This is a genomic window from Bacteroidota bacterium (assembly GCA_016183775.1).
Lineage (GTDB): Bacteria > Bacteroidota > Bacteroidia > JABDFU01 > JABDFU01 > JABDFU01.
In genome coordinates, this window is record JACPDY010000107.1 from 1 (window position 1) to 12,456 (window position 12,456).

12 protein-coding genes are annotated in these 12,456 nt (G+C 41.0%); 9 read left to right on the top strand and 3 right to left on the bottom strand.

From position 1 onward, the window contains the following. The 8 genes from HYU69_13470 to ftsA form a co-directional block, all read left to right on the top strand. Positions 1–1,257: UDP-N-acetylmuramoyl-L-alanyl-D-glutamate--2,6-diaminopimelate ligase (locus tag HYU69_13470; protein ID MBI2271347.1), on the top strand; the 1,257-nt coding region annotated here is incomplete at its 5' end. Further along, positions 1,257–2,507 carry a phospho-N-acetylmuramoyl-pentapeptide-transferase gene (locus HYU69_13475; protein ID MBI2271348.1) on the top strand — a complete coding sequence of 417 codons (1,251 nt, stop codon included), beginning with the start codon at positions 1,257–1,259 and terminating at the stop codon, positions 2,505–2,507. The genes HYU69_13470 and HYU69_13475, both read left to right, overlap by 1 nt. Positions 2,508–2,560: 53 nt before the next feature. After that, the gene (gene murD, locus HYU69_13480; protein MBI2271349.1) at positions 2,561–3,970 is read left to right on the top strand and encodes a UDP-N-acetylmuramoyl-L-alanine--D-glutamate ligase; all 1,410 of its coding nucleotides are present in this window, start codon (positions 2,561–2,563) and stop codon (positions 3,968–3,970) included. Positions 3,971–4,030: 60 nt separating this feature from the next. After that, complete coding sequence (locus HYU69_13485) at positions 4,031–5,131, top strand: FtsW/RodA/SpoVE family cell cycle protein (protein ID MBI2271350.1); 1,101 nt, start codon at positions 4,031–4,033, stop codon at positions 5,129–5,131. Beyond that, a complete protein-coding gene (gene murG, locus HYU69_13490) occupies positions 5,118–6,224 on the top strand; it encodes an undecaprenyldiphospho-muramoylpentapeptide beta-N-acetylglucosaminyltransferase (protein ID MBI2271351.1) in 1,107 nt (368 codons plus the stop codon). Before HYU69_13485 ends, murG begins: the two co-directional genes overlap by 14 nt. Next, positions 6,221–7,636, top strand: coding sequence for a UDP-N-acetylmuramate--L-alanine ligase (locus HYU69_13495; protein MBI2271352.1), 1,416 nt, complete (start codon positions 6,221–6,223; stop codon positions 7,634–7,636). Before murG ends, HYU69_13495 begins: the two co-directional genes overlap by 4 nt. A gap of 37 nt (positions 7,637–7,673) precedes the next feature. Then, a complete protein-coding gene (locus tag HYU69_13500) occupies positions 7,674–8,480 on the top strand; it encodes a hypothetical protein (protein MBI2271353.1) in 807 nt (268 codons plus the stop codon). Positions 8,481–8,591: 111 nt separating this feature from the next. Continuing rightward, positions 8,592–9,917, top strand: a complete 1,326-nt coding sequence (gene ftsA, locus HYU69_13505) for a cell division protein FtsA (GenBank protein ID MBI2271354.1) — start codon at positions 8,592–8,594, stop codon at positions 9,915–9,917. 84 nt (positions 9,918–10,001) lie between these two features. On the opposite strand, the gene HYU69_13510 is transcribed toward ftsA, so the two are convergent. The 3 genes from HYU69_13510 to HYU69_13520 form a co-directional block, all read right to left on the bottom strand. Next, positions 10,002–10,421 (bottom strand): putative toxin-antitoxin system toxin component, PIN family, encoded by a 420-nt coding sequence (locus tag HYU69_13510; protein ID MBI2271355.1) that lies wholly within the window; start codon positions 10,419–10,421, stop codon positions 10,002–10,004. Next, positions 10,399–10,635 carry a hypothetical protein gene (locus HYU69_13515; GenBank protein MBI2271356.1) on the bottom strand — a complete coding sequence of 79 codons (237 nt, stop codon included), beginning with the start codon at positions 10,633–10,635 and terminating at the stop codon, positions 10,399–10,401. Before HYU69_13515 ends, HYU69_13510 begins: the two co-directional genes overlap by 23 nt. A gap of 463 nt (positions 10,636–11,098) precedes the next feature. Continuing rightward, complete coding sequence (locus HYU69_13520) at positions 11,099–11,668, bottom strand: hypothetical protein (protein ID MBI2271357.1); 570 nt, start codon at positions 11,666–11,668, stop codon at positions 11,099–11,101. Positions 11,669–12,249: 581 nt separating this feature from the next. On the opposite strand from HYU69_13520, the gene HYU69_13525 reads away from it, so the two are divergent. Next, on the top strand, positions 12,250–12,456 hold a 207-nt coding region (locus tag HYU69_13525; GenBank protein ID MBI2271358.1), incomplete at its 3' end, for a cell division protein FtsZ.

Genomic DNA, 12,456 nt, shown 5'->3' on the forward strand with positions numbered 1-12,456 from the left:
CTGCCCGTCAATATCGATGAGAAAATAACCTATGCGCGCGTCAATAACAGTGGTTATGCGTTGGGTGTGATCGCTTCTAATTTCTATGATAACCCTTCGTCCAGAATAAAACTGGTTGGCGTAACCGGGACTAATGGAAAAACTACAACCGTGACGTTATTGTTCAACCTGTTTAAAACATTGGGTTATAAGGCGGGGCTGATATCGACAGTGAAAAATCAGATTAACCTGGAAGTGATCCCCGCAACACATACTACTCCCGATGCTGTCAGCCTGAATGAATTGCTAAAACAAATGGTTGAGCGCGGCTGCCAGTATTGTTTCATGGAAGTGAGCTCGCATGCTGTAGTTCAGCATCGCATTGCAGGTTTAAATTTTGCCGGGGGTGTGTTCACCAATATCACACATGATCACCTTGATTACCATAAAACATTCGATGAATATATAAAGGCTAAAAAGGGCTTTTTTGATCAGCTCGGAGAAGATGCATTTGCCCTGGTGAATAAGGATGATGCCAATGGTATGATAATGCTTCAAAATACCAGGGCAAAGAAAAAAGCATATGCTTTGAAAAGCAACGCTGATTTCAAATGCAAAATTATGGAAAACCAGTTTTCCGGTTTGCTGTTGAATGTGGATGGCAGTGAGGTCTGGACGAAGCTTATCGGAACATTTAATGCATATAATATCCTGGCCGTATACGCGACAGCCACTCTTTTAAAGGAGAACAAAGTGAATATCCTTACCACCCTGAGTAATCTGAACTCAGTGGAGGGTCGGTTTGAATATGTACATACCGGAAATGGTATTGTCGGTATTGTTGATTACGCGCACACTCCAGATGCCTTGCTGAATGTGTTGAAAACGGTAAATGATATCCGCACAGGTAATGAACAGGTAATAAGCATTGTTGGCTGTGGCGGTGATCGTGATGCGCAGAAGCGTCCGTTAATGGCGCAGATCGCCTGTGAATTGAGTACGAAGGTTATTCTTACTTCCGACAATCCGCGTTCTGAAGATCCCAATGAAATCATCAGGCAAATGCAAAAGGGTGTAGAACCTCAGCATTACAAAAAGGCATTGACGATTCCTGATCGTAAAGAAGCCATTAAAATGGCATGTTCAATAGCGAACCCCGGTGACATCATCCTGCTTGCCGGTAAAGGGCATGAGACGTATCAGGAGATAAAAGGCGTTAAGCATCCGTTTGATGACATGGAAATTTTGAAAGAGAATTTAAAACTATTTGAGAAATAATGTTTTACTATTTATTCGACTTCTTACACAGGCAATATGATCTCCCCGGAGCAGGAGTGTTTCGTTACATTTCATTCCGTGCCGCTATGGCTGTGATCACTTCACTGATCATCTCACTGTTGTTCGGTAAGCAGCTCATCGCTTTTTTGAGAAAGAAACAAGTTGGTGAAACCATCCGGGATCTTGGTTTACAGGGCCAGGCACAAAAGCAGGGTACACCAACCATGGGAGGTCTGATCATTCTGGCGGCTATTGTTATTCCAACATTGCTGTTCGCCAAACTCCATAATATCTACATCATACTTATGCTCATTTCAACAGTATGGTTGGGTTTGATAGGCTTCCTGGATGACTACATCAAAGTATTTAAGAAAAACAAAGAGGGTCTGCAGGGCCGCTTTAAAATAATCGGCCAGGTCGGAATAGGATTGATCGTTGGTATTACACTCTTTTTTCATTCAGATGTGGTTGTGAAAGAAAAAATATACAGTCCGCACAAATATGATATTGAGGAGGACAACGGAAAAGGGGTGATGAGCAGTGTTCCTATTTATTCGAAGGAAACGGAGAAGTCGATGAAAACGACGATCCCATTTGTAAAGAACAATGAGTTTGATTACGCGAATTTATTGAGTTGGCTGGGAGAAGGATACAGAAAATGGGCCTGGCTCATTTTTATTCCTGTTGTGATTTTTATTGTAACTGCAGTATCTAACGGCGCGAACATAACCGATGGAATTGATGGGTTAGCGACGGGCTCATCCGCCATTATTGGTGCAACACTCGTGGCATTGGCCTACGTTTCCGGTAACACCATATTCGCTGATTACCTGGATATTATGTATATCCCCAATAGCGGTGAACTTGTGGTATTCATGAGCGCATTTGTTGGTGCATGTGTCGGCTTTATGTGGTACAATGCTTATCCTGCGCAGGTGTTCATGGGCGACACCGGCAGTCTTGCTTTGGGTGGCATCATTGCCGTTTGCGCTATTTCCATTCGTAAGGAACTTCTTATCCCTGTTATGTGCGGTGTATTTCTCATCGAGAATCTATCTGTGATGATGCAGGTGGCGTATTTCAAATACACGAAGAAAAAATACGGAGAGGGGAGAAGGATATTTAAAATGTCGCCTTTACATCACCATTACCAGAAGTTGGGTATGCACGAAGCCAAGATCGTATCGCGCTTCTGGATCATTGGTGTGATGCTGGCAATATTGACTGTAGTGACATTAAAACTAAGATAAAAAAGCCCCTCCCGGCCTCCCCGAAGGGGAGGGGACGAGATGGAAAATACTAAATGGAAAAAGTTAAGAATATAAATCAAACTAAGTCGAATCAAACGCTCTCCCCTTCGGGGAGAGTCGGAGAGGGGCCTCGTATTGTCATACTCGGGGCAGGTGAAAGCGGTACAGGAGCGGCTGTATTGGCGAAGCAGAAAGGCTTCGATGTATTCCTGTCTGATAAGGGGAAAATAAAGGACAAGTATAAAACAGTTCTTTCAAAACATGGAATTACCTGGGAGGAAGAGAAGCATTCGGAAGAATTGATAATGAATGCAGCTGAAGTGATAAAGAGTCCGGGTGTACCTGATAAAGCGGAGTTGATCATAAAACTGAAGAAGAAAGGAACTCCGATCATTTCCGAGATCGAATTTGCAGGCAGGTACACTAACGCGAAAATGATATGTATTACAGGCAGTAACGGGAAAACAACAACTACAATGCTTACTTATCATATTCTTAAAAAGGCGGGTTTAAATGTAGGCCTGGCTGGCAATGTAGGAAAGAGTTTCGCGCTGCAGGTTGCTGAAAACAGTTTCGATTACTATGTACTTGAGCTCAGCAGCTTTCAGCTGGATAACATGTACAAATTTAAGGCTGATATAGCCGTGCTGCTAAACATTACACCCGATCACCTCGATAGATACAATTACGAATTGCAGAATTATGCGGATTCAAAATTTCGTGTGGTGCAAAATCAAACTGCGACAGATGCTTTTATCTATTGTATGGATGATGAAGTAACAGCGAAGGAGATGAGTAAAAAAGTGATCAAAGCAAAAAAGTACCCCTTCTCGATCAAACAAAAAGTGGAAGAAGGAGCGTACCTCGATGGAACACAATTAATAATAAATATAAACCAAACAAACCAAACCTCTATGTCGATTCAGGAACTAGCATTACAAGGGAAGCACAACATTTACAACTCTATGGCAGCAGGAATTGTTGCCAGATTAACGGATGTAAGAAAGGAGAGCATCCGCGAAAGTTTATCCGACTTTCAAAATGTGGAACACCGGCTCGAATTCGTTGCCAAGGTTAATGGCATCGACTTTATCAATGATTCAAAGGCCACCAATGTTAACTCAACCTGGTACGCGCTCGAAAGTATGCAGCAGCCTGTTGTACTTATTTTAGGCGGCATTGATAAAGGCAACGACTATACAATGCTTATGGATATGGTGAAAGAGAAAGTGAAAGCCATTGTTTGCCTTGGAGCCGACAATAAAAAAATCAGGAACGCTTTTAAAGGAGTGGTGGAGAACATTGTTGAAGCCGGTTCTGCAAAAGAGGCAGTGACGGCGTCATACAAATTGGCTTCGAAAGGCGAAACAGTTTTATTATCGCCTGCCTGCGCCAGTTTCGATCTGTTTGAGAATTATGAGGATCGCGGTCATCAGTTCAAAGCGGCAGTTCGTTCATTGTAAATTTGATTCGAAATTAACGTGAATATTTTTCCGAATATCCGGGGTGATAAAGTTATATGGATGGTGGTGTTACTGCTGTCAATCGTATCTATATTGGTTGTATACAGCTCTATTGTGGCATTGGCCTATCGATACAAAGCAGGAGATACGGAGTATTATTTGTTTAAGCATTCAACAATTATAGGGTTTGGTTTATTGTTGATGTACTTAACACATAAGGTAAAATACACGTACTTCTCCAGGTTGTCGCAAATTGCCTTGTATGTATCAGTTCCCTTACTGCTGTTCACATTGCTTAAAGGGGTGAGCGCGGGAGAAGCGAGCCGATGGTTAAAGATCCCCGGAACAAGTTTAACCTTCCAGACATCTGATTTTGCCAAGCTCGCGCTTATTGCGTATGTGGCAAGGGTACTGGCAATTAAACAGGGACAAATAAAGGATTTCAGATCAGCCTTCATTCCGATTGTTATACCGGTGTTGGTTATTTGCGGCCTGATATTACCCGCGAATTTTTCAACCGCGGCAGTGCTGTTTGTTACCTGTCTGGTTTTAATGTTCATAGGACGGGTTAATTTGAGATATATTTTGTCATTGATAGGGATCGGGGTAGTTTGCCTGTCAATATTTATTGCAATAGTTTTCGCGTTCCCGAATATCAATAACCGTGTGGCGACCTGGAAAACACGTATTGAAAGTTTTTCGAGCGGAAATAGTGAAGCAAACTACCAGGCTGAACAAGCCAAGATCGCGATCGCAACAGGTGGTACATTGGGTAAAGGTCCTGGAGGAAGTACACAGCGGAATTTTTTGCCGCAGGCCTCATCCGATTTTATTTATGCAATTCTCATAGAAGAATATGGCTTGATATCCGGATTTATAATTGTGTTTTTATATATTATTTTATTTTTTCGCGCCGTACGTATAGCGGGTAAAAGTGATAAGACTTTTGCCAGCTTGCTGGCCATAGGTCTGTGTTTTAGCCTGGTGTTCCAGGGAATGATCAATATGGCTGTAGCTGTTAATTTGTTTCCGGTTACCGGTCAGCCCTTGCCATTGGTGAGTATGGGAGGTACATCCATATGGTTTACAAGTATCGCTATCGGAATAGTATTAAGTGTAAGCACTGAGGTAGAAAAGGAGAAAAAAATTGAAGAAGCTTAAAGTAATAATCAGCGGAGGAGGAACAGGCGGGCATATATTTCCGGCAATTGCCATTGCAAATGCCCTGAAATCTGTCCATAAAGAAATCGAATTTTTATTTGTGGGAGCGGAGGGAAAAATGGAGATGGAGAAAGTTCCTGCCGCGGGATATAAGATAGAAGGTCTTTGTATAAGCGGTTTTCAAAGAAGATTAACCTGGTCGAATTTAATGTTCCCGTTTAAAGTGATCGCGAGTTTGAGTAAAGCAAAAAAAATATTGAAAGCCTTTCAGCCTGATGTCGCTATCGGTACCGGTGGTTATGCCAGCGGTCCTATGCTGCAGGTAGCTGCGAACAGCGGCATACCGACAATTATTCAGGAACAAAATTCGTATCCCGGTATCACCAATAAAATACTTGGCAGTAAAGTGAGTAAAGTGTGTGTGGCCTATGAGGGAATGGAAAAATATTTTCCAAAAGAAAAAATTGTTGTTACCGGAAATCCGGTTCGTAATGATATAACCGACCTGGGTGGCAAACGCCCCGAAGCGTTACAGTTTTTTGGATTGGATCCGAATAAAAAAATAATTCTGGTGATCGGCGGAAGTCTTGGTGCCCGTACCATTAATGAAAGTGTTGAAAAGTATTTGGCAGAAATTGCCTCAAATAACATTCAGCTGATCTGGCAAACAGGCAAAGCCTATTTTCCTAAAGCTCAGGAGGCTGTTAAAAAGTATAAGGCCGATGGGATATTGGTATTTGATTTCATTTCGAAAATGGATCTGGCTTATGCGGCTGCCGATTTAGTTGTATCAAGGGCCGGGGCTATATCACTTTCTGAATTAGCTGTGGCAGGGAAAGCGTGTATACTGGTTCCTTCTCCGAATGTAGCGGAAGATCACCAGACTAAGAACGCGATGACATTGGTTAAGAATGACGCGGCATTGATGGTGAATGATAATGAAGCGGTGGAAAAACTGGGAAAAGAGATCATTACTTTGATTAGCAATGGGGCAATGCGGGCACAATTGGAAAGAAATATAAGGAAGCTGGCATTGCCTGACGCCGCGGAACGAATTGCGGGTGAAATATTGGATCTTGTACGGAATAAATGAACTTAAACAACATACAGCATTTTTATTTCCTTGGCATAGGGGGTATTGGTATGAGCGCGCTTGCGCGCTTTTTTAAAGCGATGGGGAAGGATGTAAGCGGGTATGATAAAACGCCGACCGCATTAACAAATGAATTAATTGCCGAAGGAATAAAAGTTCATTTTGAAGAAAATGTAAGTCTTGTTAAAACAATGCTGACAACCAACAACTGGACAACCGACAACTCTCTTATTGTGTATACACCTGCTGTTCCGAAAAGCCACAGCGAGTATCTTTTATTTAATGATTTAGGGTTAAACATTAAAAAGCGTGCTGAAGTATTGGGTCAATTAACAGAACAAGCTCAAACGATCGCTGTGGCCGGAACGCATGGTAAAACAACAACTTCATCGCTTATTGCACACATTCTCCGCACCGCTGGCATTGATTGCTCTGCGTTCCTTGGCGGCATCACAAAAAACTATAACACCAACCTTCTTTTAAGTAAAAACTTTAAACTAACAACTAACAACCAACAACCAACAACTATTGTCGTCGAAGCCGATGAATACGATCGTTCATTCCTCACTCTTCATCCTTATATAGCCGTAATCACCTCTCTCGATGCCGACCATCTGGATATTTATGGAGATAAAAAGAAGATGGAAGCGACATACTCGGAATTCGCGAAGCAGCTGAAGCCAGGCGGAAAACTGATTATCAACAGGAATATAGAAAATGAATTGACGTACGTAGGAGTTTACATTACTTATTCAGCGACAAAAGCTGCCGACTTTTACGCGACAAATGTGATGATCGAAAATGGAAATTATATATATGATATAATAACTCCGGAAGGTAAAATGGAGAAAGTCACACTTGGTTTGCCGGGTATGCATAATGTTGAGAATTCAATTGCCGCAACAGCTGTAGCCCATCAAATGGGTATAACTGATGAAGCTATCCGCAAAGCGCTAAAGACTTTTGAAGGGGCTAAGCGCAGATTCGATTACCAGGTAAAGAATGATAAGGTTGTGTATATTGATGATTACGCTCATCACCCGGAAGAACTCCGTGCATGTATATCATCTGTAAAGCAAATGTATCCCGGAAAAAAAGTAACAGGCATCTTTCAGCCTCATCTGTATACCCGCACACGTGATTTTGCCGATGGGTTTGCCGAAAGCCTCGATCTGCTGGATGAGTGCATATTGCTGGATATTTATCCCGCACGTGAGCTGCCTATTGAAGGAGTAACATCAACGATGTTATTGAACAAAATGAAAAGTAAAAATAAAATACTTGTGTCAAAAGCAGAACTTGTGAACGAATTGAGTAAACGCAAATTAGAAGTGTTGTTGACATTAGGTGCCGGTGATATTGATATGTTTGTAGAACCAATTAAAAGCCAATTATTAAACCAATATAAATAACCTTCCTCTCTCCGAAGGAGAGGGCCGGGGTGAGGACATGAAAAAAATACTAACTATATCCGCCTGGTCGATCCTTGTAATAGGATTGATCGTTTCTTTAGGCTTTGTTGAGCGCAAAGAAGACAGTTTGCCTTGCAAAAATCTCGACATCACCATTGAACAGGATGAAGAAAATTTCTTTGTACAACCCGAAGACATTAAAAAACTGATCGCGGAACGTGGTGATTCCATCATCAATCAGCCTGTATCAACACTTAATGTTCCGGAATTGGAAAATGCGCTCAATAGTCATGCGGCCATTTCAAAAGCGGAAGTTTATGTCACAATAGATGGGGAAGTGAAAGTAGATATTAAGCAGCGTAAACCGCTCATTCGTATCATTGACAAATACAACGACAGCTATTATATAGATACGGAAGGACGACTGATGCCTTTATCGGATAAGTATACTGCCAAAGTGTTGGTGGCGAACGGCAACTTTCGTGATCCCTATAATGTTCATTATATGTATACCATACAAGAAATTAAAGCCGATTCAGCACTCCGGGAGTCGACATTGGTGGATGAACTGTTTGAGCTAGCGGAATATATCAATGGCGATGAGTTCTGGAAGGCCCAGGTAGAGCAGATCTATGTGAACGATGAAGGAGAATTTGAATTGGTGCCAAGAGTGGGCGATCACCGCATTATATTCGGTAATATTGCCGATATGGATGAGAAGTTCAGTAAATTGTTAATATTTTATAAACAAGGTCTTAATCCAACCGGTTGGTGGAACAACTATTCTGTCATAAATTTGAAGTTTAAGAACCAGGTAGTGTGTACGAAGAAGGAAGTGATGTGAATATGGTTGTTAGTTGTTAGAGAACTGAGAACCAACAACCGACAACAACTTATTTTTAGAAATGAATAATAGCTTAAATCATAAAAAAATTAAATAAAAATACCATACACCATGACACCATCAGAAATAGTAGTAGGCTTAGATATAGGTACTACCAAAATTGCCGCCATAGTTGGCCGTAAAAATGAGTTCGGTAAAATTGAAATACTCGGTATGGGACGTGCAGACTCTGTTGGTGTGGCGCGCGGTGTTGTGCTCAATATCGATCAAACGGTTCAGTCTATTAAGACTGCTGTTGCTGAAGCCGAAAGTAAATCCGGTGTGAATATTAAAGTGGTGAACGTTGGTATCGCCGGTCAGCACATTAAAAGCCACCAGCATCGTGGTATTAAAACCCGCGCGAACGCAGATACTGAAATAAGTCAGAAGGATGTGGATGCTTTAATTGACGATATGTACAAGCTGGTAATGTTGCCCGGCGAAGAGATCATTCACGTACTTCCACAGGAATATATTATCGACAGCGAGCAGGGTATTAAAAACCCGATCGGTATGGCGGGCATTCGCCTCGAAGCTAATTTTCATATCATAACAGGACAGATAGCGGCCATTAAAAATATTTACAAATGTGTTGAAAAGGCGGACCTTGAGGTAGCTGACTTAACGTTGGAGCCTTTAGCTTCGGCAGATGCGGTATTGAGTGATGAAGAAAAAGAAGCAGGTGTAGTATTGGTGGATATTGGCGGCGGTACAACTGACCTGGCTATCTTCCAGGATGGAATTATCCGTCATACTGCTGTTATTCCTTTTGGAGGCAATGTGATCACTGAAGACGTTAAGGAAGGCTGCTCTATCATTAAGAACCAGGCTGAGCTTCTTAAAATAAAATTCGGATCGGCGCTTGCGAGCGAGAACCAGGAAAATGAAATAGTTTCCATACCGGGCTTACGCGGACGTCCGCATAAAGAGATCTCTGTAAAGAACCTGTCGCACATTATCCAGGCGCGCATGGACGAGATCATTGAGCATGTGTATTACGAAATAAAAAATTCCGGCTTTGAGAAAAAACTCATCGCCGGTATTGTAATAACAGGAGGCGGCGCGCAGCTGAAACATATTACCCAATCGGTTGAATATATTACCGGAATGGATACACGTATTGGTTATCCCAATGAGCATTTGGCAGGCGGAGCTGAAGATATTACGAGCCCTATGTATGCAACCAGTGTTGGCTTGGTGATGAAAGAATTACAGCGTGTTGAGAAGGAAAGCAACCCTGTTGCCGCGAATAAAACGAATGATATTTTTGCCGAAGCAACAGCAGAGCCTGTTCAGGCACAAACAGAAGCAATTATCACACACTCTGATCCTGCAAAAGCTAAAGGCGGATTTATGGAACGGATAAGCAGGTTTTTTAGTGATGATGTCGAGAAGTAAATAATAGTCCGGTCTTCCGGATATTAATCCCGGTTTGGTTTTCAGGCCGGGATTTTTTTATTAAATTGTTGGATGCCGGTCAGATTACAATACCTCTCTTTCAAATTCAGCGGGAGATAGAATTTTAGCCGACATAAAGGGATTGAGTTCAAGAAGGTCTTTATCACCTGTAATCAAATAATCGGCTTTTGATTTTTCAATAAGGTCAAGAAGAAAATTATCTTTCGCGTCACGGCTTAATTTGTGTCTGAGTTTTATTTGATATGTTTCACCGATCGCTTCAAGAAATTCAATCAGTTCACTAACGCTTTCGGAAGGAAAATATTTTCGAAGTTTTGTACGTTGTGTTACAACTTTTATTTCAGTTAGTAAATGGTCGCATAAAACAATATTTATTTCACGGGTAGTAATTTGATCCTTTATGGATTGGAGCCTTTTGCCGATTAAGAAGCTGATCCAAATATTGGTGTCAAAAATTACTTTAATGCTTTTTTGACTTGTCATAAAGTTGCTGTCTTACCGTTTCAACTTCATCATTAATGGCGTCAATGGACAGGTCATTCGTTTTGAAAATACGAAGTAAAGCAGATAACTTGCTCCCAATGGCATCTTTTTCCAACTCTTTTGTGAGTTTTATTTTTTTGCTTTTAGGCAGCTGCTTTACCAACTCCAGTATTTGGGTAAACGTAAGAGGTATATTGTAAGACTCGGCTTTCATGCTTCAAATTTACTGAATTATCAGAGTTTATACAAGTGTAAGCTATCCTTATCTATATGGCCCACTTGTTCAAAGTTATCTTGTTGCCCCACGTTTTAAGGTCAAAAATGGAGCAAACATTAAAAAGTGTGTTGTTTTAATGTTTGCTTAAGCGGACACATTTTAACAACGTGTCCAGATTTTATATAAAAACTGGATATGATGTTGACAGTATTTTGTTTAAATATCAAAAAATGCTGCTTTTTGACATTTGAAAAAGGTTGAGGCAAACCGGCTGCTATAATTATATACCGTTTTAAGGTCGGAAATAGAGCAAGCATAAAAACCATGCTGCTTTAATGTTTGCCTAGGCTGGACATGATGTATAGATCATGCTGAATATTCATGAGCTCTGTAGTTATACTTAATTTTTAATTGAGTCGCTGACCCATAGGTTTTAATCCTTATATATTAGGCACTGGCGCTATAGTCGCTGCCAAACCTCATACCCTTCTGCAAGGCCGCTTGGTATGATGTTTTTATAATAAACAATTAGTTTGTTTGATGCTTGTGTGTCCGCAAGAACTCTATAGTTTCCAATGTCAGTTGTCAGCTTTGTGCTGTATTGATAATTGCCATTTCCTTCTCCAGAGTTTGTTGAGTCAAGATAAATTATAGCCGTCACTTTTCCTTCTTTATATGTTGCTTCAATTTTATATTTTCTATCGCCCAAATATCTGAGTTGAATTTTCGGGTCTACGTTTTTATACTGGTCGATAAGCGAAATGTATTTGCTGTCTATGGTTGCTTTGTGGTCTACGTCATATATTTCAGTCCTTTTATAAGTTCCAGCATATAAACCATATTTTGAGTTGTCTCGAACAAGGTCTCGAATTTCTGATAACCACAAAAGTAGAATTGCTGAAAAGAGACTAATTGTAATGTCTTTAAATAGGTCTGAATATTTGCAACAACATGTCGTCACAAGTAAAGCCAGTCCCGAAGCGAAAAGGAGAATCGAAAACCAACTTATATTTGAATAATATCTATTCATTTCTTCCTTGTACTAGTGCCTACAATGTTATATCAGCATTCCGTGATATTTCCATTCAGCGCATTGCTGTTATATCTATAACGTATATCAACAACTAAATATACAAAAACAAACACCACTCTGTCCAAACGCAATCCCCTGGGGGCTTCCTTTAGCTTTCGGAAGGAAAAATCAATATTATTCAGATAAGCCCAAAGGGCTTGAATATAAATAACCTTCGGTGAAACCGAAGGTTACAAACTGAAATAATTGTACAACCCTGAAAGGGTTGAATATATTGGTAGAATCCACATTCAACCCTTTCAGGGTTGTCGGATTATGTTTTTTATAACCCCGATTACATTCAAGCCCTTCAGGCTTGCAATATCATATATTATTCTCGGTCAAGCAGCAAGGTCGCCGCTTATCTGCCGAAGTCACATTGAGCAAAGTCGAAGTGTTAGCGCAGGCAGACGTAATTAACACCCCCTCGTTCAAAAGTTAATAAACCCCTTTGTCGGCAAGCCTTTATTTATAAGGAACTTTGGCTGCAACAAAATAAAAACATCGATTAACTACCTCTAAATACTTTAAACCATATGATGACATTCGATTTACCAACAAACCAGAACTCGATCATTAAAGTGATCGGCGTAGGAGGAGGCGGAAGTAATGCCGTAAACCACATGTTCCGCCAGGGCATTAAAGGTGTTGATTTTATTGTGTGCAACACCGATCAGCAGGCACTCGATATCAGTCCTGTTCCCACCAAGATCGCGTTAGGTGCAAGCCTTACCAAGGGCCGCGGC

Coding starts and splice junctions, on each gene's coding strand:
- HYU69_13500 (MBI2271353.1), top strand. CDS start 7,674: ATGAAAAAAATACTAACTATATCCGCCTGGTCGATCCTTGTAATAGGA.
- HYU69_13475 (MBI2271348.1), top strand. CDS start 1,257: ATGTTTTACTATTTATTCGACTTCTTACACAGGCAATATGATCTCCCC.
- HYU69_13520 (MBI2271357.1), bottom strand. CDS start 11,668: ATGAATAGATATTATTCAAATATAAGTTGGTTTTCGATTCTCCTTTTC.
- murD (MBI2271349.1), top strand. CDS start 2,561: ATGGAAAAAGTTAAGAATATAAATCAAACTAAGTCGAATCAAACGCTC.
- ftsA (MBI2271354.1), top strand. CDS start 8,592: ATGACACCATCAGAAATAGTAGTAGGCTTAGATATAGGTACTACCAAA.
- HYU69_13515 (MBI2271356.1), bottom strand. CDS start 10,635: ATGAAAGCCGAGTCTTACAATATACCTCTTACGTTTACCCAAATACTG.
- HYU69_13495 (MBI2271352.1), top strand. CDS start 6,221: ATGAACTTAAACAACATACAGCATTTTTATTTCCTTGGCATAGGGGGT.
- HYU69_13485 (MBI2271350.1), top strand. CDS start 4,031: ATGGTGGTGTTACTGCTGTCAATCGTATCTATATTGGTTGTATACAGC.
- HYU69_13510 (MBI2271355.1), bottom strand. CDS start 10,421: ATGACAAGTCAAAAAAGCATTAAAGTAATTTTTGACACCAATATTTGG.